The sequence below is a fragment of the Tumebacillus amylolyticus genome (assembly GCF_016722965.1).
In the GTDB taxonomy this organism is placed as follows: Bacteria; Bacillota; Bacilli; order Tumebacillales; family Tumebacillaceae; genus Tumebacillus; species Tumebacillus amylolyticus.
Genome location: NZ_JAEQNB010000001.1, coordinates 56,632 through 79,214, shown reverse-complemented (window position 1 = coordinate 79,214; position 22,583 = coordinate 56,632). Strand labels below are relative to the sequence as shown.

The window sequence follows — 22,583 nt, the reverse complement described above, 5'->3', positions numbered from 1 at the left end:
TCTCAGGCTTTAGCTCGCAATGATCGTTTGGTTTTGCTCAGCGAAGACGAGTTCCAACACCTCGTCGATCGTTTGTACACAGTGTACATTGACGTCGCCCGTCTCCGTCGGCACGTCACGACGGTTGTCGTACGGCACCAAGACTTGGGTGACACCGGCTTGACGAGCACCGAATATTTTTTCGAACACCCCGCCGACCGGTTTCACTTTGCCTTGGATGGAGACTTCCCCCGTGATCGCAAGGTTCTGCGGAATCGGTTTCTCCGTCAAGGCCGAGTAGATCGCCATCGTGATCGCCACACCGGCAGACGGCCCGTCGATGCGGCCCCCGCCGACGACGTTGACGTGGATGTCGTAGTCTTGCAAATCCTTGCCCGTGATGCGGCGCAAAACGGCTGCGGCGTTGAACACAGAGTCCTTCGCCATCGAGCCTGCCGTGTCGTTAAAACGCATCCGGCCCTTGCCCGCTTCCACCGCAGGATAAGCAACCGCCTCAATTTCCAAGACAGAGCCCAAGAACCCGGCAACGCCCAGTCCGTAGATCTTGCCGATCTCAGACTGCACCGTCTCACGGTCCTTCACGAAAGGCACCATGCGGTTCATGCGCAGAACTTCGTCGATGTCGTGTTGGGAAATCGACACAGCCTCTTCCGCCGTAGCCCCTGCACGATACACCGCGAGTCCGTGCGCGTCTGCCAGCAAGTTGACCGCCTTACGACCTTCGATCGTATAACGAGCAATCGTCTGAGCCACTTCTGCTTCGAGACTTACTTCCAGACGATCTGCCGCTTCCATGACGATCGTCTCGACTTGGTCCGGCACCAACGGCTCGAAAAAGATCTCCGCACAGCGCGAACGAAGCGCCGGATTGATCTCCGACGGATCGCGAGTCGTCGCCCCGATCAGCACGAAGTCTGCCGGTGCGCCCTCTTCGAACAATTTCTTGATATACTTCGGCACGTTGACATCATCCGGGTCATAGTACGGCGAATCGAACGACACGCGCTTGTCTTCCAACACTTTCAAGAGCTTGTTCTGCAACATGGCATCGAGTTCTCCGATTTCGTCGATGAACAAAATTCCGCCATGCGCATCGGTCACGAGGCCCGGCTTCGGTTCAGGAACGGCCGTGTCTGCAAAGTCGCGGCGTGCCCCTTGGTAGATCGGGTCGTGAACAGAGCCCAGCAACGGGTTCGTGATGTCCCGCGGGTCCCAACGCAGCGTCGTACCGTCCACTTCTACGAACGGCGCATTCGCCAAAAACGGGGTCGAAGCCAGACGAGCCGCTTCTTGCAACGCAATGCGCGCCGCGGTCGTCTTGCCGACGCCCGGCGGTCCGTAGATCAAGATGTGTTGCGGGAACGGACTTGCCAATTTGGAAAGCAACGCGCGTTTCGCCTGCTCTTGGCCGACGATCTGCTCCATCGCTTGCGGGCGAACCGCTTCGAACATCGACTTGGAGAGTTTGACCGTTTCGAGCTTTTCGAGACGTGCGTACTTTTTCAACGTCTGCGCGTTCTCGGGGCCCGATTGTTCCTTGACAAGTTGCGTGCGAATTTCCTTGATGTACTCCTCATGCTTCTCCTGCATGCGGTCGGTGACACGGCGCTCGATGTCTTCCTCCACGCTTTTGCGGGCGAGGAAGTCGGCGAGCGCCTCTTCGACTTCATTCAAGATCTCCGGGATGCGCTCCGGCGTCGGGCGCTCCTCCAGTCCGGGGTTCTCAAAGACAATTCGTTGCAACGCAAGCACTCGATCATCGAGGCTCGACGAACGCATCAAGCCAAGAGCATCGAGTTTGCCCGCACGCAAAACCAATTTGTCCGGTCCATAGACACTGCTCAGAACCCCAAACAGAGCGGTTACCTGACGACGGACCGCCTCTTCGTTCTCCAACTTTTCATGAAGTTTACTGCCGGGAATTCGATTGAGTTTCGTAAGCAGTTTTTTGATCATAGATGTTTTACTCCGCAACTACCTGTACGCGCAATTCAGCGGTCACTTCCGGGTGCAATTTCACGGTCACCACAGTGGTGCCAAGCGACTTGATGGCGTCGTCCAGGAGAATTTTTCGTTTGTCGAGATTGATTTTCTTTTGGTCTTTCAGCGCGTCCGCAATTTGCTTGGACGAAACGGCGCCAAAGACGCGACCGCCTTCACCGGACTTGGTCTTGATGGTGATCGACAGTTCCTTAAATTGCTCCGCCAATTCCTTCGCTTCTGCGAGCACTTGCGCGGCACGGCGTGCTTCGCCGTCCTTGGCGATTTTCTGTTTGTTGAGATTGTCGGCGGTCGCTTCGACGGCCAGACCTTTACTAAAAAGGAAGTTGTGCGCGTATCCCGTGGACACTTCCTTGGTTTCACCTTTTTTACCTTGGCCTTTTACATCTTGCAGAAAGATAACTTTCATCTGACATGCCCTCCATTTCCTCGTCGCGGGTCATGAACAGGATCTCGTGAACGAGAGTCTTCTGCCTACTAGAATAACAGAAAGTAGCGACAGACTCTTCATGCATGTTATGGCAACCGCCACGCCCACGCTGTTCCCCCGCCAAAACCAACGTATTCATTCCATTGTACACTAGCCCGAACAGAAATTACATAATTCAGCGCTTGCGTTTGATATGTTCCTGCAACCCGCTGAGGTCGCCGTACCATTCCTCGACCTCGTGCCCCAACTCGATGCTGCGGTCCACTTTTTGCAACACCGACCGATCCAACTCCTGAAAATCAATCCCGACCCGTCGCGCCAAAATGTAGCTGAACACCACGATGTTGGACAAAAAATCGAGCAACACGCTCTCATTGCCTTTCAAAAAGCCGCGAAACAGCCCCGAGACATTCTCCAAGAGCTCCGTCTTGAGCCACTCAATCATGCGGATGTTCTTCGCAATGTCGACCTCGTTGCGTTGGAAGTTACGCATGGGAAACCTCCTTACCCCAAGCTATGATTTGTGACATGTTCTACATCAAATCGAAAAGTTCCTTCTGAAAAAGTATGACTCTAGATGCAGTCAACCCCTAGATAAATAGGACTTTAGCATTTATTATATTAATATCATCATCCTAGATCAGTTTTGTTGACATTCTCTATTTTGGAGGAGGACTTGCATGTGAATGAGGTCATTACAGCGATCTTGAACTCGGCGATCGAGGGCTCCGCTTCCGTTTTTCCCTTTCCCCTCGTCACCCAGAAACCGAGTCTGATCCAAAACAGCTTCCACATGTCCGCGACCGCAGTCTTGATCGGGGTGACCGGCGATTTGAGAGGGCGTTTCCTCTTGGTTGCGGAGGATGGCGTTTTCAGCTCTGTAGCAGAAAGTATGTACGGCATGAGCCTCTCCGGGGAGATGTTAAGCTCCTTCGTCGGAGAGATCGGCAATATCGTAGCCGGGACGATGGCGACCAAGTTGTCGTTGCGCAAATTCCGCGTGGACATCACGCCCCCGACCGTACTCAGCGGCACGACGAACATTTCCGGTTTCAAGTCAGCCATTCAGGTTCCCTTGGAAGCCGGGGACAGAGGGCTGTTGACACTATTACTAATTTTCGAGGAGTAGTGTAGACTATGGCAAAAGTTATGGTTGTTGACGATGCAGCATTTATGAGAATGACGTTGAAAGCGATGCTCACCAACGGCGGACACGAAGTCGTCGGCGAAGCGGAGAACGGCCTGGTTGCCATCAAGAAATACCAAGAGCTTCAACCCGACATCGTGACGATGGACATCACGATGCCGGAGATGGACGGCATCGGGGCCGTGCGCGGGATCAAGCAATTCGACCCGGGTGCCAAGATCGTCATGTGCTCGGCGATGGGCCAGCAAGACATGGTCATCACGGCCATTCAAGCAGGAGCCCGCGATTTCGTCGTCAAACCGTTCAACGAAGAGCGCGTGTTGGCGTCGATTGCGAAAGTGCTCGGCTAGACTGTTTTTGGGATCGGAAAAAGAGGCCCGGACACTCAGGGAAGTGTCCGGGCCTTTTTTGCGTACATGAGGTTAGGCGTTGGTCGTGTGAAATGCCGCTTCGATCTCATGAGGTTCGTGGGCGTAGTTGTAGAGGCCGAGGAACGCTTGCGTCGCTTGCGGGTTCGCGGCGATGGCGCGGTTTTTCGCTTGCTCCTCCGGCGGGAATGCGACCGCTTTGGTGATCTGGCAGCACATTTGGAAGCGCACCATGAATTCAGATTCGATCTCCTGTTGGTAGGCGTTGGACATCTCTTCCCAGTTCGCCGCCCAATCTTCATAACGAGAGAGGACGTTGGCGAGAATTCGTGCGCCGAAAATGGCGTCGTGCATCCCCTGCCCCATCCCCGGGTCTTTGAAACAGATCGCGTCTCCGGTCAGCGCCCAGCCCTTGCCCATGCCTTGGTACCAGTGGTTGTCGAAGTCGAGGATGCCTTTGATCGGCTCGGCGAGCACGGCTTTTTCCAGACGTTCCGGGATGTTCGTCTCCCCCATGAAGTTCGTCATGTAGTCGCGCAAGGTCTTCTCCGGCTCCTTTTTGAAGAGCTGAATCAGGTCTTTGTCTGCGAGCGGGAAACAAGCGGCGACGATGTGATGACCATCCGACGTCGGGAAAATGTACGCACGCGGGATGCCGAGTTGGTAGATTTCCAAGTAGGAATGGGGATGCGCCGGGAGATTTGCGAAGTAGCCGTAGTAAGTTCCATAGTCGGTCGGCGTGGAGAATTTCAGTTGCGCTTCCACTTGTTTGCGAATGGTGGAGACACGGCCGTCCGCTCCGATGACGATCTTGGCACGAAATTCCTGAACATCGCCGTCTCGCAAATGACCGCGCACGCCGATGACGGTGCCGTTTTCTTCAAGGGTCTCCGTTACGCGGAAGCCTTCCAGCGCTGTGACCCCCTCCTGAGCGCGGGCATGGTCGAGCAGAATCTGATCGAAGTAGGTTCGGCGGAAGCAATAGCTGGCCGACTCGCCGTTGTAGAGCGGCATGTTGCCCTCGATCACGGCGTCGTCAAACTGGAACCGGCACCCGTTCACAACCGGAGTGTCCGTTTCCAAGAGCTTGTCGAGCACGCCCATGTCGCGCAGGGTATCGACGGTGTTGTTGAACAACGTGTGCGTCGAGAGGACATCGCTTGGGAAAAACGTACGGTCTACGAGCAACACGCGGTATCCGGCACGCGAAAGATAATAAGCCGCCGTCGACCCTGCACAACGGGCTCCGACGACAATGGCGTCAAATTGAGTTTGTGACATCCGTGATCTCCACCTTTTTCCGATATATGGGATTGGTAATTAAAGTAATTATAAGGTGAATTTTGGGTTTCGTCACGGATTGTTTTTGTGATTGAAGTTACGGTTGATTTCCAATTTTTGTGTTTCGTGAATTCTTTTTTAAAAAATTCATCTGGCGTCGTTCCAGAAGTTGACCGGCGGGGTGCTTCCGTAGATGCGCTCGAAGCTGTAGCCGTTGTCTTTGAGCCATTGAATGATGTTCGGCAGCGCGTCGGCTGTCGTTTTTTTGTCGTGCATGAGGATGACAGCTTCTTTTTTGCCGGGGACTTGGCGGGTGACTTCACCGTAGGTTTCTTGGGCGGTGCGGGTCGCGGACTTCGAGTCGTAGGAGTCAACGTTCCAGTCCCACATGTGGTAGCCGGCGTTGACGGTCGCATCTCGATAGTTCTGCGGCATCCACGGCTTGCTGCCGTACGGAACCCTCATGATCGCACTGCGCAGGCCGGTGACGTTGGTGAGGATCGTGTTGCAGTCTTCCATCTCGTTCACGACAGTCTGCGCAGAGCGGTAGATCTTGCTGGAATCGTGCGTCATCCCGTGCAAACCGACCGAGTAGCCGTCCTCCACCATGCGTTTGGCGAGGTCTTGGTGCGATTGAATCTGCGGGCCGAGGACGAAGAACGTCGCCGTGACACCTGCCGATTTCAACGTGTCGAGAATTCTGGCGGTGTATTCATTCGGACCGTCGTCAAACGTCAAGTAGACGACTTTGTCCGGCTTGGGAGGTTCGGGGACGGGTGGCGGTTGTGGGGGCTTGTGCTCTTCTTCCCATTTGGCTTTTTCTTGGTCGATGCGGTCTTGGTATATGGAGGCCAACTCTTCGTCGCTGCGTTTGGCGGTGCTGTCCTTGATTCGGGTGATCGGGCCGGATTCGAGGTAGGAGACGGTGTACCCGAGCCCCTCACTGAGCAGGCGGGTTGGTGCCATCAGGCGGTCGTTTTGGATGTAGAGCGGGACTTCGTGGTTGGTGCCGTCATCCGTTTTCACGACAGAATGAGGCGTGTCGAACGTGACGTGGCGGCCGTTTTTGTAAACTTGGGTGATGTTGGTGCCGGGTACCCATTGGAGGTTGGCGTGCATCGCCTCGGCGACGAAGCGAACCGGAGCGTACGTGACGCCATCATGAAGTTCCGGCTGTGCATCCGGGAACGTCAGAAGCTCGTCGTTCACGGCGATCCAGATCGGATCGGCACCTCCCTCGTTGATGACAGCGGCATGGACAGGCAAGATCGTGAGCAGCATGGCAAGTACGACGATGAATGGAATTCCCCATCTCCATCTCATGGTGTTTGTCTCCTCCCAAATCCTTAGTCTAGTACCCTATGTCTATGGGAGAAGCTAGGGAAAAATGACAGAAAAAAGAGCCTGCGAGTTTTCGGCAGGCTCTCTTTTAGCGCGGGAGAAGTTGGTGGAGCGTTGCGAGCGGGATTTGGTTGAGGAGGTGGTATTTTTCCTCGTACATGGCGCGGATGAGGGTGTGGAGGTCGTCTGGGGGGCCTTTGACGAAGAGTTTGAGGGGGACAGCGCAGGTTGTGGGATGAAGTGCGGGCTGGTAGTAGAGGATGTCGGGCACGAGCTGAAAGCCCTGTCGTTCAAAAAAGCGTCGACGACGCTCGTAGTCGGTGTCGTTCTCCGTTTCCAACACGAGGCCGTCGAGATGTGCGTGCCCGGCACGGGCTGCGTCTTGCTGGAGGAGGAGTTCCAGTTGATGGAGCAACTTCCCACCGAGTCCGTGGCTTCTGTAGCCCGGATGCACGGCGAGGTAGACGATGAATCCTCGGTTCGCCGTGCTCAAGTAGTTGGTGATGGTGAGCGCTACGACGCGATCTTGGTCGTCTGTGTCGAGACCGATGAGAAAGTGAAAGGCATTCGGTCGAATGGCTTCCGTGTGTTGCAAATGCATCCCCCGCAAGAGGATGTCGCGAGGCTCGCGGACGATCTCGTCAAACTCGGCTTCGTAGAGATCCAGAGCCGTTGAGAGATACGGGTCTGCGGGGGTGGTGAGTTCGTGCCATTTGAGATTCATGAGGGTTCCCTTTCTAAAAAGATAGTAAAAGTAGATGTTGCAGACTCTCTCCCTACATCTTACCAATACATCATCAATGATCCCAGCTCGTCACTAGTATGTGGAACTCAAACTTCTGCCATACCGCAATATGGTAAGATAGCCATAATGGATGTATGTCGTGAGGAGTTGAATCCGGTATGGACCATAGACCTACCACTTCGTGGCTTGCGGAGTTGGAGAAGACGGATTGGGATTCTCTTGGGGAAGAGGATTTGATTGATTTGTATCGCACGCTGAGCCTGCTGAAACGTAAAGTCGATGACGTTCTGGACGAGGCTACGGCTGCTTTGTCGGAGCGTTGGTGGAGGTCGATTCCCCCGGAGGAGGCTCGAACGATTCGGTTGTTGCTGAAAGGGGCTCGTTTGACTCCGGCTACGTTGCAAGGAATTCCGGAACTGTATCCTCTGCTGATGTTGCTCGATATTGCGGACCCGCAGGTGGTGCATTTGTGGGCGAAGTTGTCGCCCGAGGTGCGAGCGCAACGAATGGAGGACTTGCGGAGGGCGATGGCGTTGACGGAGGTTCGGAGGAATACGTCTGCGTGGGAAGATGAGAGCGAGTCGAGAGTATTGGCGTATGAAGTGCTCGGACTGACCGCCTCTGCGACGTGGGACGAGATTCGGAAGCGGTACCGCGAGTTGGTATCCCAACACCATCCCGACCGTGGTGGCGATCTAGGATTGTTTCGCGGAATTCAAAAGGCGTACAAACTGCTCGAAGCCCGGTTTCTCTAACACGCAATGTTTCACGTGGAACGTTTGAAAAAAAAAGCATGATCCATCGAGTGGATCGTGCTTTTTTCGTGTGGCATGTTTTTTTCGTGTAGCATGCCTTTTTGATGGGTGTGGTTTTATTTTTTGTTGCGGTTTTTTCGTGAAGGCCAATTGGCTGGGTCTTCGGGGTCTTTGGGTGGGAGGAGATCGGGTAAGTCATAGGTTGGTGCAGTTGGTGATTCAGTCTTTGGTGTGGGTGGTGGTGGCGTGTTTTTCGGCGGTTTTGGCTTTTTCTTGCGACGTTTCCATTTGCCCTTCGTTTCTAGTTTGGGACGCCAGATGAGTTTCCAGATGAACCAGAGAATCACCAGCACCGTGAGCCCGAATGCACTGCCGAAGATCACCAACTGCCCCTCCGATGAACGCAGATAACCATACGTCTCCGCGACTCGGTTTGCCACTCTCTGCGGCAAACTCAAGTATGGCTGCGTATCAATCGTCATCAACACCGTCTGCCGATCAGACGTCCGCAAAGCCGCCCCTTGGGTGTCCGCATCTCGAATCTCGGTACGATCTGCCAGCACCGTTGCCGTCTCCAAAAGCATGTCAGGAGTCGGAGCTGCGACAACCAGCGCCGTTCCCCCATTCGGCCGAAAGACTTGCTGGATTGCCCCCCCGTTGGTTTGCGTCGTATTGACCAGCGGCACCGTGTCGCTTTGCAAACCCGACGGCGTTGAGCGGATCGCAAGTTCACGGTTCTCTGCCATCTGTTGCAGGAACTCGTTGTCCCCCGCGGTGTCGATCACCCAGACTTTGTCTCGAAGATTCGCATCGCTGTGATGCCGGACGACTTCCAGCCCATCTCTCTCCACCCAATTCGAAGCACCCGCCACCACTTGCGCCAAAGCGATCATCTCCGACTCGGTCGGCTTGCTGGGCAGAACGGCCGTCGTCTGCTCCAACGACGAATTCTCGGAGAGGAACGCCCCCGGAAAATTCGCAAGGGCGGCAGTCTCTTTGTTCATGTGCGGGAGAATGAATTCGCTTTGATCCGGGTCGATGGATAGATACCGCCTCATCCCGCTGGGATTGTTGTCATCCATACAACTGTTGGTCTCCAAATACATCTCCGCCTGAACATTCACCCGAACCTCTTCCCCCACTCGCAAATCTTCGGGGAACGGAACGAACAAATCCAAGCCCTCCGCCGTCGCAGCCGAAAGTTTTTGGCTCACCTGCGGCGATCCGTTGACGGTGGCGATCACGGCACTGCGTTTGTCATCGAGCAGGGACGAGTATTTTAGATGAAGCTTGACCCCTGCCCCCTTGGTATACTGCCACATCGGAGGTGTGTTGAACGTGTAGGATGCCGAAGAAGTCTGGACGTTGGAGAGCGTGACCTCCTTGTACGAGAGTTGCTTCATGGTCACCCGGCCCTCTTGGGTAGCCAGTGCGAGCGCGTCTCGTTCTTTTTTTTGCAACTCTTGGGCGGCCGTCAGCACTTCTTCTGAGACTTGCGCCGTTGCGCCGGAGAGTTGTTTGCGGAAGTTCGGGTAAGACAGGGATTCTGCCGCAATCTCCACCCCGCGCTCCGTATGGCCGCTTACGAACAGCACCGCCCGCTTGCCCGACTCTGTGGAGGTGACCTCCCGCAAGAGCCCCACATCACGCCCCGTCGATAGCAAATCTGAAAAGTGTTTCTGCCAATCTGCCGGCAACTTCTCCACTTGCCCGACGACGATCAAATTTCGCGGGTCGGTGTCAGGCGTCCAATCGGACAGCTTGAGTACCCGTGCCGAGGACGCATTCAAACTCTGAAGTTTCGCCAACACCGTCACGAGGCGATACGCAACGCTCAACTCGCGGTCGCTCGCAAGGTCCGGCACCACGATGTTGACATTCCAAGGCCCTGCCCCCGATTCGCTGAGAAAAGGGACCGGGAACATCTGCAAATTCGGCGTGTCGTTGTGATTGGCATAGTCGAGGTGGATCAGCGATGTATTCTCCAAGACCAGCCAGTTCGCCGGATCGGACAGGTCGTCACACAACTCCCGGTGCGAGCGCATGTTGCTCGCGACGCTGAACTGATGAAAACCCGGCGTGAGCGCACCGCTTGGAATGTGAGCGCTCAGCACTCCGTTTGTTTCGTTCTCCGGACCCAGCCAGATCGTATGGTACGGAACCCCGTCTACGAGCAAACTCACGCTGGAAAGTTCCTTCACAAGCGTTGCCGAGTGTCGGAAGTGAATCGTAAAGTCTGCCGAACGCACCGTCCAGCGCGGCGACACTTGCAGGAAATACTCGAAGCGGCTGGACATTGGGGTCAGCGTCACGTTGGAGCTCGTGATAAATGTGTTTTGCAGCCCTTCGGCGGTTGGTTGCGGGACAGCCGATGTTTTCGCGGGAGGTGCTGCCCCCGCCGGTGAGACCAGACTCAGAGCGGTCAACAGGGCTGCGGTTTTCAGGAGCCATCTCTGCCACCATCTCTTGTTCATCTCGTTGCCACCCCTTGCCGGTTTTGACGTCAGAATCGGTCTGTTTTGTACCAGACGATTTTTTCCTTCTTCAACGTGCTCTTGAGTTGGAGGAACATCCCGCGCACGACGAGGTACAACCAGAGCTGCGAGTAGGTGAAGTACATCAACGCCACGACGAACAGATTGCGCCACGTCAGTTCCGTTCGTTCAATTTCCAAAGTGACGAGAATCTCGACGATGAACAGCACATACGCCAGCAACCAGATCACCACATACGGCCCGTTCAACGTCAGCTTCACGACCCCGAATGCGGCCAGCACGAAGATCAGGTCGGACAGCAACACGCCCAGCAAAAAAACAAAATACGTGAAGAAAAAGTACAAGATATCAAACACCATCCGCTTGCGTTTGAGCTTGAAGATCTGTTTGACGAACTTGATCACCACATACGAGTTGCCTTGCACCCACCTCGTCCTCTGCTTGATCCACACGTTCCAAGTTTCAGGCTCCTGCTCCCACGTCACGCCAAGGGGCATGAAGCAGATCATCTTGCCGGTTTCGTAGATGCGGATGGAGAGCTCTGTGTCTTCGGCGAGCGCTTTTTCATCCCACGAGCCCGCTTCGTCGAGCACATGCCGCCAGATGACGAAGTTGGTGCCGGGGATGCTGGCGATTTTAAACAGATTCCAACGCCCGGCTTGCACCATCCATTGGAACGAAATCGTTTCGATGTTGATGAACTTCGTAAGCAGGTTCTTTTTGGCGTTGATGACACGGAATTTGCCGACGACAGCGCCGTAGTTTTCGTTGCTGCAGAGTGTGGACACCAAGCGCGTCAACGCCGTGCGTTCAGGCGTGTTGTCGGCGTCATACACGGCGATGACCTCACCTCTCGCCGATTCGATCCCTTTGTTCAAGGCAGCCGATTTGCCACCGCCGCCCTCGCCCGGTTTGATGTGATACGGGCGGAGCATCGGGTGCTCCTTGGTCAGTTCGTCGAGAATTTGCCCGGTGCGGTCCTTGGAGCGGTCGTTGACGATGATCACTTCGAAGCGATCGGGCGGGTAGTCGAACGAACAGAGGGCGCGGGCGGTGCGCTCGATGACTTTTTCCTCGTTGTGGGCGGGAACCATCACCGAGACGAAGGGCGCGACGTCCGGTAAGGGAAGCTGGTCCGCGAAGCTCTCCAGCTTTTTTTCATAGCGATAGCCGGCAATCGCCAACGCCACGTGGTAGAGCAACATCACCCAGATCATGATCAACGAGAACAAAAAGAGCTTGTCGACGTTCATTTCAGCTCTCCCCTCTCCGCAAACAGCCGCGCCCGACGACGTCGACGCAAGATCCGCACTTGGATGAGAAACACCGCAATCACCGTCGTCACCACGCTCACAACGCCCCACGCCACGAAGTTCGAGACTTTCTGCGCGGTACTGCGCGGGACGTCGACATTCCCCGTAGACTCCTGTGGCGGTCTGATGTCGGTGTGGAGGAGACCGTTGGCGGTGGAAATCGTGCCCCACGGAGTTTTGACCGTATTCTCGTAGTCTCGCAAGTTGAAGGGGGTGAGACCCGACTCCTTCATGCCCTTCACCAACTCTTTCAAATCTTGAAGCGGCAAATACGAGTGAAAAAAGAACCCGGTCTGCGAACGGCGCACGATCTCGACTTTTTTCATGTTGGCGAGCATTTCGGGAACGACACTCGGGTGTTCCTCGTACACGTAGCCGCCGTTCTCGGGGTAAAACGTCAGCCCCCCTTGGTAGCTGTTCGTGATTCCATAAGGCGGCTCCATCGTGACAAACGAAGTATCGGTGATTTGCAAATTGCCGACCACCGTGGAAAAGTACCTCGCAGCGATTTCGTAGCCGTGCCTCGTCATCGCATAGTGCGGCGGTTCAAAGGCAACAGGGTACAATTTGTTCTCCAAGAGGACTTTCAGCCCGAGTTCCAACTTGTCGGTGATGTACGTGTCTTCGTCAGGAATCGGGCCTTTGTTCGCCGAGTCCCAGAATTCGTAGCCCTCGCCCGTCTCGGACAGATAGTATTGGTGCGTGGTGCCGTGCTGGATGATCGTGCCGCCCTTGGACTGGGCGTATTGCAACGCTTGCACTAGTTCCGGGCGGTCGGAGAGCACGACACGCTCTCCTCCGTTTTGGTAGATCGGAATGACGCCGAGGAGGAACGGAATCCCCTCCCCACTGAGAAAATCGGTGATGTTGCGAATTTCCTCGGGGCTTCGCATGGGGTGGATGTCCTCGATCCGCACATAAGCTTCGTGCAACGGCTTCACATCCACACCGAAGAAATCAAAAAGCGAATCTGCAATCGCGAAACTCAGTTCGCCAAACGCGGTGTATCGGAGGCAGAGGAAAAGGGATCGCTTCTGCCCGCCTGCTCCCGTTCCCGCTCCCAGATGCGAGGACGAGATAAAAGGCTCTCGGCGATCACCGTTCGCAATCTCCGCATACACTTGCTCCCTTGGAGACGGCAGTTGAAAAAGCGGCATGTCGATGGAGACGTTGAGCGGGTATGAATTCCCATGAATGAGCAAGGTCGTGGCGCTGGCGAGCTTGCCGACCGTTTCTTGCACGGGGTTCGTTGCGCCAAATACGTCTGCTGGGTTTTCCCCCATGAAGTACAGAGCGGCGGAAGACTTGCGAGCCGTGAGCCGCCAAGAGTCCGGCAGTTTTTGCACGCCGTCACGGTCTGCGAGCAAGACGATGTACTTCGCATGGGTCACCAACTCCACCACGTCCGCATCGTTCGGGGCCTGCTCTTCGACGTTGATCGGAGTGATCGACGTGCCAAAAGGCGCCATGAGGTTGAACAGAGACCGCATGTAGACCTGCTCGTTCTCGTATCCCGTGTGGTACAGGAGCAGAATACCCGCAGGCTTGTCGTCTGCCCGTGCCGGGCAAGGCAGCCAAGAGAACAAGAACAAGGCAACCAAAAAAATCAGCCCGAAACGCCTCCACTCTACTCGGGAACCTCTCAGCCCCAACCGTCTACCCCAGATCAAACGACAACTCCCTTTCCGCCGTTGCGAACAAGTCTTCGGCCGTAGCTCCCTGTTGCGGAGCGGTCGCCATCCCGAATCTCAGCTTCAACGTCACCTGACGCGTCCGCGTCTCCCGCACGGTCATCTGGAAGCTGTCGATCGCTTCGTTCAAGCGATTTCGCACGATGGTGGCATTCTGCGGCGGCGTCTCCGGCAAGATCAGAGCGAACCGCGCCCGGTCGATCCTCGCTTTGCGATCACTGGGTCGCGTGACGTGCTGCAATTCCTCCGAAATCGTCGCCAGCAATTTGTTGCTCTGCTGTTCTCCATACAGCGTCACAAATTCATTGAAATGAACAATCTCAAACAGCATGACGGTGAGAACTTCGTTGATATTCGCTTGTTCCGCCGACAACGACTCCCATGTCCCGCTCGCTTCCCCCGCACGTTCCCGCCGAATGAAGTGCCGCTTCGCCCGCTCCAACTCCTCCTGCAAGTCGAAGAAAAAACGCTTCGCGTTCATCAACCCCGTCAACGGATCGGCAAGCAACAACTCATCGACCGATCCGTAGACCGCCTCGTAGCGAGTCAGCAGTCCCCGCACAAAGTCCCCGAGGAGACCTCCCGTGAACCCGCAGAGCGGAAACAGAAAGAACCACAACGCATCGACCGTCGACAACTGCGACGTATCATGCGCGACGAAAAACTGATACATATTGAAGCTTCCGAACAAAAACACCGCCACGAGCGACATCAGCAACCCGAACACGCGCCCTCGAACATAGCCGATGATCAAGACTCCTACGCACATCGAGTACCAGATGTACGTAAATGGCCGTGTCGGCTGGCTGAACAGCGTCACAAACTGGGCGACGACCAGCACGATGACGGCACAGAGGAAACGCATGTCGAGCTTGCGTTGCGAGTCCTGGCGCTCGGACGGGTTTTCTTGGTTGGTCATGGTGTCTCCCCCGCTTCCCTCAGCGCGAGCAGCGCTTCCAGTTGGTCAAACGAGAACGCTTCCAACGAACTCAGATCCACATATCCGCCGTCGTAGCGCTCTCCTTTTTGAACTTGCATCTCTTCCAATCGCTTCAAACAAGCGGCCGTTGCAGACTCCTCGCCCGCACGATGCAGATAGATCGCAGCCAGCGCATAGACCGCTGGCGATTCCATGTCTGTTGCCGGAGCTCCGTCGCGGTCGATCGTAGCAGGGAGGCGGCCGGCGGCCCCGAGCGCTTTTTTCAAAAGGGTTGTCATTCGTTCCGTTGACAACTTCGCCTCTTGGGCATAGAGAGCCGCCACCAGTTGCTCCGCCATGTGCGGGTCGACCTCCACCTCCCCGTCCTGTTGACGAAAAGCGCCCGTGTCCGGCAACCACACCGTCGCATACAGGCCCGAAGGTTGCTGGGCCCTCTGCAAAAGCTGACGGGATTGCTCGTACACCGGCTTGTAGGCGAGGTCGGTACCGCTTAGTTTGGCTAAAACCCCCAGATTCAAATACCGAATCGACACCTCGTCCGCCCGCTTCCCGGTCGCTACATCGGCGAAGTCACGCAGAAACCCGGATTGCCCGTTGTAAGAAAGCAATCCCTTGGCGATGTGCTCTGCAAGTCGGCGGGCATGTTCATCGCCAAACTTCTCATCTCCCGCCAGCAACGCCCCGATTAAACGGAGGTCGTCAATCGAGGAGTTGACGGTGGAGACCGGAGTTTTCTCCCCAAGCGGCGGTGCCACCCAGCGCACGAAGTACTCTCCTGTCAAAAAGCGCTGTTCCAAGAGTCGCACTTCAATCTCGAACAATTCGCGGTTGCTTGCGCGCACGGCATACTCCATCAGGAGCCCCACCGATTCGGACAACACAGCATGTCCTCTCGCCGTGTCTCCACTTGTCACAGCGCCGGAAGTCGTCGGCATGAGGTTGGTGCGGACACCGCCCTGTCCATCGGTCAGAAACGTTTTGACAAAGCGATACAAGCGCTCCTCCGCCAGATTCTTGTACGGGGATAGTTCAGGCAACGCCACGGTACGGTGTGACTCTCGATAGTTTTGGATGGCAGAGACCGCCCCTGCCGCGACGACCAGCGCCAATAGTCCTCCCGCCACCCATCTAGCCGTGCGTTTCGTCCCTGCCAAACTGCGTTCACCTCATTACGTATGCTTTTTCCTAGCATCCCACTTTTGACCAAAATGATGAATCGTCGGTTGTCATTGCACCATTCCTAGTAGTGTGATAAATTGTTGGGAATATATTCCCAAGTAATAAGGGAGGAATTCTCTTGCCGTTGTCTTCAAAAATTGCCGACGCCCTGCAGATTGCCGGACTTCCGGCGCTAACGTCTCCGGAATTCGACGTGAAGGAGTTGGGAGAAGGTGCGTGGCACATCGCCTACCTGCTTCAACTGGCAGACGGACGTCAGATGGTGTTGCGTTTTCAAAAGGAAGAGTCTTATTGCAAGCCCCTGCGCTATGATGAAAAACTGTTCCGCTCGGAATACGGCGCGCAACAGTTGTACTACGCCTACGCAAACAAAGTCCAACCGGGCGTGTGCCCGGAGGACTTTTTCTACCACGTTTCGGAGCACTTGACGTTCACGATCGAATCGTACGCGGGACCGACTGTGCAATTGTCCGCTTTGGATACAGAGGGTGCGTACGAGGTCGGGAAGCAGATCGGGGTGTACTTCCGTGCGGTGGATGGGGTGCCGGTGGAGGTTCAGGGGTTTGGGTTCCTCGAATGGGATGGGGAAAAAATTCACGGTGCGGCCCCCGGCGATGCTCATGCGAACTTGCGGGAGGAGATTGCGGAGTACCGGGAAGAATTGCAGGCGTTGCTCGACTCGGAGCTGTCGTTCGCCCGTGATGCGGTGTTGCGGACGTTTGAAGGAGTTGCGGCCAACCGTCTTACAGATGACGAGTTGATCGTGCTGACCAACCGCGACCTGTCGCCGGAGAATCTCGTCTTGGCAGAGGGGCGTGTGCGGATCATCGACCCGTTGCCGTTGGCGTACAGCAACATGGTGTTTGCGGGGAACTTTTTGAATTGTTACAGGAACTTGTTCCCGTCCTTTCACAAAGCACCGCGGTATGAGCGGCACAATTTCCATCTCTATCGCACGCAGTTGACAGCCATCGCAGACGGCTTCCTCGATGCCTACAGCGACGGAGATCTGGAGCGTCGCAAACGGATCAACGGCGAGCATTTCTTCATGCTCCTGAGCCTCGTGTACCGCCACTACTCCCTCTTGCAACAGCAAGACCTCAACATGGAGACGACGATTCGATACGGCACCCGAGAAGCGATTGCGGAGCGTCTGCCGGTTCTCTTGCAAAGCTTGGAGTGCTTCGAGCTCTAGAAAAATAGAAAATCAGAAAAAAAGCCCCTCCTCCGCAGAGGATAGGGGCTCTTTTTCATACTTCACTCACTTATTTCACAATCAACTTGGCGAACTTGCGCTTGCCGGCTTGGAGGATCATGCCGTCCTCGACGTCAAGTTGCAGTTGCGGGTCTTCGATTTTCTCGGAGTTGATTTTCAGACCGCCCTGTTGGATCAGGCGGCGCGCTTCGCCGTTGGACGGAGCGAGCTTCAATTCCGTCAGCAGAGCGACGATCCACTTCGTGCCCGGCTCCACTTCGTACTCCGGGAGGTCTTCCGGAATTTCACGGTTCTGGAACACGGTCTTGAAGTAGTTCTCCGCTTCCTGCGCCGCTTCTTCCCCGTGGTACTTGGTGACGATCGCACGACCGAGCGCCATCTTGGCATCACGCGGATGCAGAGATTTGTCTTCCAAGCCTTGCTTGATGGCTTTCACTTCGACGACCGGAACGTCGGTGACCAGTTCGAAGTAGGAAGCGATCAGATGGTCCGGGATCGACATCGTCTTGCCGTATTGCTCGTTTGCGCCTTCCGTCACGCCGATGTAGTTGCCGGCGGACTTGCCCATTTTCTTCACGCCGTCGAGACCTACCAACAGCGGCATGGTGATGACGACTTGCGGCTCTTGGCCGTCCTTTTCTTGCAACATGCGACCCATGAGGACGTTGAACGTCTGGTCGGTGCCGCCGATTTCCACGTCGCACTTCATCGCGACCGAATCGTATCCCTGCATCAGCGGGTACATGAACTCGTGCAGCGAGATCGGCATCTTGCCTTCGTAGCGCTTCTTGAAGTCGTCGCGTTCAAGCATCCGTGCGACGGTCATCTTGGACGCGAGTTCGAGCACGTCTGCGAAGTTCAGCTTGCTGAGCCAATCGGAGTTGTACATGACTTCGATCTTCGCCGGATCGGTGTCCAGTACTTTGAACGCCTGCTCCTTGAACGTCGCCGCGTTCTCCAACACTTCCTCGCGGGTCAGTTGCTTACGCGCTTCGGTGCGGTCGGTCGGGTCCCCGATCATGCCGGTGAAGTCCCCGATCAAGAGCTGGACTTTGTGGCCCATGTCTTGGAAATGGCGGAGTTTCTGCAGGACGACCGTGTGACCCAAGGTCAGGTCTGCGCCGGTCGGGTCGATGCCGAGTTTTACGGTCAATTGCTTGCCCGTTTTGATGCTTTTGCGGACTTTTTTCTCCAAGTCCTCAACCGGGATGACCTCGGCTGCGCCGCGGGTTAACACTTCCATCTGACGAGCTACTTCTGCCTCGACAGCCGGGTCTCTTTTCACTTCTTCTGCCAACGTCTCCACCTCATTCGATCAATGTACATATATACTCAAAATACTAGCACCTCAGACCCCTAATTGTCAAAAAACGGCCGGGCGATCACCCCTTGACCGCACCGGCCGCAAAGCCTGACAAGATCTGTTTTTGAAACAGCGCAAAAAAGATCATCGCCGGAATCGTAACGAGCAAAGCACCGGCCATCAGATAGTTCCACTCGATTCCGTACTGCCCGACGAAATTGTACAGCCCCACCGGCATCGTTCGCAGTTCATCCCGAGTATTCAAAGCCAGCGCGAACACAAATTCATCCCACGAACTCAAAAAGCAAAAGATCGCACAAGACAACAACCCCGGCCTCCCCATCGGCAAGACCACGCGAAAATAAGTCCCGCCAAATCCCGCGCCGTCCACCCAAGCGGCCTCTTCGATCTCGGCGGGGATGTGCTTGTAAAACCCGTACATCATCCAGATTGCAAACGGCAACGCAAACGTCACGTTCGCCAAGATCAAGCCCAGATACGAGTTCAGCAACCCCAACTGCTTCATGAGCATGAAGATCGGGAGCAGAAACAGCACGCCGGGAATCATCTGCGCCGCCAAGATGCCGAACAGAACGCTTTTTCTCCCGACGAACGGCAGACGGGCGAATGCGTACCCTGCCATGCTTGCGACTACGACGGCGATCCCGGTCGTCGCCAAGGCCACGAGGATGGAGTTGCCCAGGTATCGCAAGAAGTTGCCTTTTTGCCACAGCGTTGTAAACGAATGGAGCGTGGGATGCTCGGGAATCCATGTCGGCGGGATGTGAAAGATCTCCCCCGAAGGCTTGAGCGAAGTGGAGAGCATCCACAGCACCGGAAACGCCAGAAACGCGACAAAGAGAATCGCCGCCACCCACCAAGAGATGGTGAAAAAAATTCTCCGCAGTCTCACGCGTCTCCCTCCCCTCTTTCGCGCAACAGGCGGTTGTAGATGCCGGTAAGTATCGTGAGCAGTACGATGATCCATACAGCCAGCGTCCCCGCATAACCGAAGTTGAATTTTTGGAACGCAAGGCGGAACACGTACGTTACCAAAATCTCAGTCGCATGCGCCGGACCGCCGCCTGTCATGACGTAGACGATGTTGAACGAGTTGAAAGTTCCGATCAACGACAACGTCCCCGCCATGATCAACGTCGGTCGCATCATCGGCAGAACCACGCGCCAAAAGCGCTGCCCGGCATGCGCTCCGTCGATCATCGCCGCCTCCAATGTTTCACGTGGAATCATTTGCAGTCCTGCAAGCAGTAGCAACGTCATCAGCGGCAACCCGCGCCAGATGTCCACGAGAATCACAGCAAACATTGCAGTCGTGTCCTGCCCAAGCCAATTCACCGCAGGCCCTCCGAACGATTGCAGCAGTGTGTTGGCGATGCCGAACGGGTCGTTGAAAATCCAACGCCAGACGAGAGAAGCAACGACCGAAGGAACCAACCACGGGAGCATGTAGAGCGTGCGAACCCAGCCGGCTCCGCGCATTTTTACATTCAGAAGGAGCGCTCCCAGCATTCCGAGCACCACCTTCATCCCCACCGAGCAGAGTGTGAAGAGAATCGTATGCGACGCCGCCGCTCGTACATCCGGATCGGCGAGTACTTTTGCATAGTTTTGGAGCCCGACAAAAGAATCCTGATCCGGGCGGATCAAGACTTTGTGCTGGAACGAAAGCCACAGCGTGTTCAACAACGGGTAGAGGATGACCAGCCCCAGAATGAGCAGGGCAGGCGCGAGAAAGAGGTAGGCTGAGGCGTTAGTTCGATTGCGCCAGAATCTCGTCAACTTTCTTGGCCGCATCGTCCAGCGCCTCCTTCGGCGCTTTCTTGCCCGCCAACGCCGTTTGGACAGCGTTGGCGATTTCGTCGTCGATTTGCGGCCAATCCGGAAGCGTGGGGTAAGCATGGGCGTTTTGTACCTCGTTGAGTAGGACTTTGAAGTTTGGGTCGCTTGTGTTGGCGAGGGCTGCAAGGCCGGATTTGCGGTACGGGATGAAGCCGATGGTTTGGTTCCAAGCTTGGGAGTTTTGCGGGTTGGTGACAAAGTCGATCCACTTCCAGCAGGCTTGTTTGTTTTTTGCAGATTTCAGCATGACGATGTGGTCGGTGGTGGCGAGTGTTGCGGCTTGTTTGCCCACCGGGTACGGTGCGACGGCGAAGGGGAGGTCGGGTTTGTCTCGCTTGATTTCGGAAAAAAACCACGGTCCGGTCGTCGTCATCCCGGCGATGCCGTTGGTGAACAGTTTGTTCGCGTCGTTGCGCTTGGTGCTGAGAGCTGAGTCTGGCGCGGCATGGTCTTTGCGGTAGAGATCGACGTAGAATTGGAGCGCTTGGATGCCGGCGTAGGAGTTGAAGGTGGCTTTTTTCAAATCTTTGGACAGGAGTTCGCCGCCGTTTTGCCAGAGGAACGGGGTCCAGAACATCGTCGTATCCATCGAATTGTCGCCGACGAGAGCGAAGCCGTAGTGGTGGTTGTGGGTCATTTTCTTGGCGAGATCTTCGAATTCCGCCCAGTTCTTGGGTGGATGGTCGTAGCCTGCTTGTTGCAGCCAGTCGGTGCGGTAGAACAGAGCGGTGGTCGTGAAGCCTTGGGGGATTCCCCATGTGCGGCCTTTCCATTGGGTCGTTTCCCAGGCGGCGTCGACGAAGTCTTTTTTATAGGTGTCGTTCAGGAAGTCATCGAGTGGTTCGAGGGCTCCCATGACGGCGAGTTCCGTTGTCCAGCGGCCGCCGTCGGTGGTGACGTCCGGGCCGGCGTCAGAGGCGGCCGCGGTGATGAGTTTGTCGTGGCCTTGGTCCCACGGGATGAAGTCGAGTTTGACTTGGATGTCCGGGTTCTCTTGGTGAAATTGGTCGGCGAGTTTGCTGTAGAAGTCCTTCCAAGTTCCGTCGCCCATGATCCAAGCGTTGATGGTCTGGGTGCCCGAGGCCGAGTCGGATGAACTGCTCGATGAACAGCCTACGAGGGAGGTCAGGACGAGCGTGGTGGCAATCGCTTTCCAAGCAGTGGAGCTTTGCAAGGGCATGAACTCCCTTCGTATTCGTGTATAATCCTTCCATCATTGTTCCCCAAAAAGACAAGAAAAGCCCCCCTCCTGCGTTCACAAGAGGGGGGCTTGATGCGGACTCTTTTATTCAGCTTGAATCCCTTGCAGGATTTCTTGCTTTGAGGATGCGGTAAGAATCAGGGACGAGAGTTTTTGAATCATCTCCTCGTCTGATACCCCGAGGATGAAGGCCCTCATTTGGTCGTCCAAGAAGTTTCGCTGGGAGAATTGAGAGAGCAGCATCTCGTGTTTGCCCTCCATAAGGCCTTGGGTTTTGCCTTCCATAAGACCTTGGAGCTTGCCTTCCATAAGACCTTGAAGTTTGCCTTCTTTTAAACCTTCGGACTTTCCTTCTTTGATGCCTAGCATTCTGCCTTCGTTCATGGCTACTTCTTTCGCTTGTTTGAGGAGTTTCATGTCGATCATGGATTTTACCATTTGCTCCACCTCCACGAAAAATGACTCGTAATAGGGTTCAAACTTGTTATACAAGTGACGACTGAGGTTGTAGATGACGGTAGACATTTTGTTCACATCATCTTCTGTGATCTTGCGCTGCCGATGCACAGCCAGAATGTATTCATGACTCTGTTCGATACATTCCTTCAACCTTGCCAGTTCACGGTGTACGAATAGCTTTTTTTCCTGATCTGACAAGCCCTGATCCTGCACGATGCTGGAGATCACTTTGCGAAATGTGAAGACTTGAAAGGGAATCAACGCATACAAGTCCCCCGTAAAGTCTTCGTCAGTGAATTCCCAAAACCGTTTCACAGGGACTCGGTACTCATACTGGTTCCCGGCTTCATACGGCGGAAACTGAACAATACAGGAGATCTCATCCGTCCGTAACGGCCCATGCTCTAGATATATCACAAGTTGAGGGGGAAAGCGAATCACGATTCCCTCCTCTACTTTTTGCGAACCTCCCTTGGCCGCTTGGAAGCCGTACTCAAACATACGAATGATCATCATCGCGTCATTCTTGGTTTGAAATTCGATGTGAAACTCCTTGGTTTCCTGCTCCGTCGTAACCCGAATTCGAGAATCTGCATACATGGCATCCATCTCCCCATCGATGAACTCCGTATTCAACGATTCTACCTGCGCAGACTCCGGGTTAAACGCCTCGCCAAACAATCCGTTCAAGAGATCGACGATCGGTCTTGAAGACAAGTGAAACAAGGTTTTGAGCGACTCATCCGCTTTGACAGGATGAGGTCGTTTGCTCCCCACATGCACTTTGACTTTTCGAGTTTGCAGCGCTGACATGGAACACCTCCGTAGCAAGATTGCCCCCACTACCTCTTGATACAT

At 55.3% G+C, this 22,583-nt stretch carries 20 protein-coding genes; 4 read left to right on the top strand and 16 right to left on the bottom strand.

Going from position 1 to position 22,583, the window contains the following annotated elements; translation table 11 throughout:
* Positions 1-9: 9 nt before the first annotated feature.
* The 3 genes from lonC to JJB07_RS00370 form a co-directional block, all read right to left on the bottom strand.
* Complete coding sequence (gene lonC / locus JJB07_RS00380; protein ID WP_201630207.1) at positions 10-1,956, bottom strand: Lon family ATP-dependent protease; 1,947 nt, start codon at positions 1,954-1,956, stop codon at positions 10-12.
* Between the two features lie 7 nt (positions 1,957-1,963).
* A complete protein-coding gene (gene rplI / locus JJB07_RS00375) occupies positions 1,964-2,410 on the bottom strand; it encodes a 50S ribosomal protein L9 (protein ID WP_201630206.1) in 447 nt (148 codons plus the stop codon).
* Between the two features lie 196 nt (positions 2,411-2,606).
* A complete protein-coding gene (locus tag JJB07_RS00370; protein ID WP_201630205.1) occupies positions 2,607-2,924 on the bottom strand; it encodes a MazG-like family protein in 318 nt (105 codons plus the stop codon).
* A gap of 189 nt (positions 2,925-3,113) precedes the next feature.
* Here JJB07_RS00370 and JJB07_RS00365 point away from each other — a divergent pair, with 189 nt between their 5' ends.
* Together JJB07_RS00365 and JJB07_RS00360 are read left to right on the top strand one after the other, a co-directional pair.
* Positions 3,114-3,560: a chemotaxis protein CheX gene (locus tag JJB07_RS00365; RefSeq protein WP_201630204.1), complete on the top strand. Its 447-nt coding sequence runs from the start codon at positions 3,114-3,116 to the stop codon at positions 3,558-3,560.
* Positions 3,561-3,568: 8 nt separating this feature from the next.
* Positions 3,569-3,928, top strand: a complete 360-nt coding sequence (locus tag JJB07_RS00360; protein ID WP_201630203.1) for a response regulator — start codon at positions 3,569-3,571, stop codon at positions 3,926-3,928.
* Positions 3,929-4,000: 72 nt separating this feature from the next.
* Here the strand turns inward: JJB07_RS00360 and JJB07_RS00355 are convergent, their stop codons facing one another.
* The 3 genes from JJB07_RS00355 to JJB07_RS00345 all read right to left on the bottom strand — a co-directional run bounded on the left by JJB07_RS00355 (position 4,001) and on the right by JJB07_RS00345 (position 7,292).
* Positions 4,001-5,227, bottom strand: a complete 1,227-nt coding sequence (locus tag JJB07_RS00355; protein WP_201630202.1) for an NAD(P)/FAD-dependent oxidoreductase — start codon at positions 5,225-5,227, stop codon at positions 4,001-4,003.
* Between the two features lie 147 nt (positions 5,228-5,374).
* Positions 5,375-6,550: a polysaccharide deacetylase family protein gene (locus tag JJB07_RS00350; RefSeq protein WP_201630200.1), complete on the bottom strand. Its 1,176-nt coding sequence runs from the start codon at positions 6,548-6,550 to the stop codon at positions 5,375-5,377.
* 106 nt (positions 6,551-6,656) lie between these two features.
* Positions 6,657-7,292, bottom strand: a complete 636-nt coding sequence (locus JJB07_RS00345) for a GNAT family N-acetyltransferase (RefSeq protein WP_201630198.1) — start codon at positions 7,290-7,292, stop codon at positions 6,657-6,659.
* A 179-nt stretch (positions 7,293-7,471) separates the two neighbouring features.
* On the opposite strand from JJB07_RS00345, the gene JJB07_RS00340 reads away from it, so the two are divergent.
* The gene (locus tag JJB07_RS00340) at positions 7,472-8,068 is read left to right on the top strand and encodes a J domain-containing protein (RefSeq protein ID WP_201630197.1); all 597 of its coding nucleotides are present in this window, start codon (positions 7,472-7,474) and stop codon (positions 8,066-8,068) included.
* A gap of 116 nt (positions 8,069-8,184) precedes the next feature.
* Here the strand turns inward: JJB07_RS00340 and JJB07_RS00335 are convergent, their stop codons facing one another.
* The 5 genes from JJB07_RS00335 to JJB07_RS00315 form a co-directional block, all read right to left on the bottom strand.
* Complete coding sequence (locus JJB07_RS00335) at positions 8,185-10,542, bottom strand: cellulose biosynthesis cyclic di-GMP-binding regulatory protein BcsB (RefSeq protein WP_201630196.1); 2,358 nt, start codon at positions 10,540-10,542, stop codon at positions 8,185-8,187.
* Positions 10,543-10,571: 29 nt separating this feature from the next.
* Complete coding sequence (locus JJB07_RS00330; RefSeq protein WP_236587532.1) at positions 10,572-11,816, bottom strand: glycosyltransferase family 2 protein; 1,245 nt, start codon at positions 11,814-11,816, stop codon at positions 10,572-10,574.
* On the bottom strand, positions 11,813-13,462 hold the full coding sequence (locus JJB07_RS00325) for a polysaccharide deacetylase family protein (RefSeq protein WP_201630195.1): 1,650 nt from the start codon (positions 13,460-13,462) through the stop codon (positions 11,813-11,815). The genes JJB07_RS00330 and JJB07_RS00325 overlap by 4 nt, the downstream gene beginning before the upstream one ends.
* Before the next feature lie 70 nt (positions 13,463-13,532).
* Positions 13,533-14,486 carry a GGDEF domain-containing protein gene (locus JJB07_RS00320; protein ID WP_201630194.1) on the bottom strand — a complete coding sequence of 318 codons (954 nt, stop codon included), beginning with the start codon at positions 14,484-14,486 and terminating at the stop codon, positions 13,533-13,535.
* The gene (locus JJB07_RS00315) at positions 14,483-15,661 is read right to left on the bottom strand and encodes a hypothetical protein (protein ID WP_201630193.1); all 1,179 of its coding nucleotides are present in this window, start codon (positions 15,659-15,661) and stop codon (positions 14,483-14,485) included. Before JJB07_RS00315 ends, JJB07_RS00320 begins: the two co-directional genes overlap by 4 nt.
* 143 nt (positions 15,662-15,804) lie before the next feature.
* Here JJB07_RS00315 and JJB07_RS00310 point away from each other — a divergent pair, with 143 nt between their 5' ends.
* Positions 15,805-16,881, top strand: a complete 1,077-nt coding sequence (locus JJB07_RS00310; protein ID WP_201630192.1) for a hypothetical protein — start codon at positions 15,805-15,807, stop codon at positions 16,879-16,881.
* 70 nt (positions 16,882-16,951) lie between these two features.
* Here JJB07_RS00310 and tyrS read toward each other — a convergent pair whose 3' ends face one another.
* The 5 genes from tyrS to JJB07_RS00285 form a co-directional block, all read right to left on the bottom strand.
* Positions 16,952-18,199 carry a tyrosine--tRNA ligase gene (tyrS, locus tag JJB07_RS00305; protein WP_236587530.1) on the bottom strand — a complete coding sequence of 416 codons (1,248 nt, stop codon included), beginning with the start codon at positions 18,197-18,199 and terminating at the stop codon, positions 16,952-16,954.
* Between the two features lie 85 nt (positions 18,200-18,284).
* On the bottom strand, positions 18,285-19,118 hold the full coding sequence (locus tag JJB07_RS00300) for an ABC transporter permease subunit (RefSeq protein WP_201630191.1): 834 nt from the start codon (positions 19,116-19,118) through the stop codon (positions 18,285-18,287).
* Positions 19,115-20,020: a carbohydrate ABC transporter permease gene (locus JJB07_RS00295; protein ID WP_201630189.1), complete on the bottom strand. Its 906-nt coding sequence runs from the start codon at positions 20,018-20,020 to the stop codon at positions 19,115-19,117. Before JJB07_RS00295 ends, JJB07_RS00300 begins: the two co-directional genes overlap by 4 nt.
* A complete protein-coding gene (locus JJB07_RS00290; RefSeq protein ID WP_201630188.1) occupies positions 19,977-21,239 on the bottom strand; it encodes an extracellular solute-binding protein in 1,263 nt (420 codons plus the stop codon). Before JJB07_RS00290 ends, JJB07_RS00295 begins: the two co-directional genes overlap by 44 nt.
* A 111-nt stretch (positions 21,240-21,350) precedes the next feature.
* Positions 21,351-22,538 (bottom strand): RpnC/YadD family protein, encoded by a 1,188-nt coding sequence (locus JJB07_RS00285; protein ID WP_201630187.1) that lies wholly within the window; start codon positions 22,536-22,538, stop codon positions 21,351-21,353.
* Between the last annotated feature and the right edge of the window lie 45 nt (positions 22,539-22,583).

Coding starts and splice junctions, on each gene's coding strand:
- lonC (WP_201630207.1), bottom strand. CDS start 1,956: ATGATCAAAAAACTGCTTACGAAACTCAATCGAATTCCCGGCAGTAAA.
- rplI (WP_201630206.1), bottom strand. CDS start 2,410: ATGAAAGTTATCTTTCTGCAAGATGTAAAAGGCCAAGGTAAAAAAGGT.
- JJB07_RS00370 (WP_201630205.1), bottom strand. CDS start 2,924: ATGCGTAACTTCCAACGCAACGAGGTCGACATTGCGAAGAACATCCGC.
- JJB07_RS00360 (WP_201630203.1), top strand. CDS start 3,569: ATGGCAAAAGTTATGGTTGTTGACGATGCAGCATTTATGAGAATGACG.
- JJB07_RS00355 (WP_201630202.1), bottom strand. CDS start 5,227: ATGTCACAAACTCAATTTGACGCCATTGTCGTCGGAGCCCGTTGTGCA.
- JJB07_RS00350 (WP_201630200.1), bottom strand. CDS start 6,550: ATGAGATGGAGATGGGGAATTCCATTCATCGTCGTACTTGCCATGCTG.
- JJB07_RS00345 (WP_201630198.1), bottom strand. CDS start 7,292: ATGAATCTCAAATGGCACGAACTCACCACCCCCGCAGACCCGTATCTC.
- JJB07_RS00340 (WP_201630197.1), top strand. CDS start 7,472: ATGGACCATAGACCTACCACTTCGTGGCTTGCGGAGTTGGAGAAGACG.
- JJB07_RS00335 (WP_201630196.1), bottom strand. CDS start 10,542: ATGAACAAGAGATGGTGGCAGAGATGGCTCCTGAAAACCGCAGCCCTG.
- JJB07_RS00330 (WP_236587532.1), bottom strand. CDS start 11,816: ATGAACGTCGACAAGCTCTTTTTGTTCTCGTTGATCATGATCTGGGTG.
- JJB07_RS00320 (WP_201630194.1), bottom strand. CDS start 14,486: ATGACCAACCAAGAAAACCCGTCCGAGCGCCAGGACTCGCAACGCAAG.
- JJB07_RS00295 (WP_201630189.1), bottom strand. CDS start 20,020: ATGCGGCCAAGAAAGTTGACGAGATTCTGGCGCAATCGAACTAACGCC.
- JJB07_RS00285 (WP_201630187.1), bottom strand. CDS start 22,538: ATGTCAGCGCTGCAAACTCGAAAAGTCAAAGTGCATGTGGGGAGCAAA.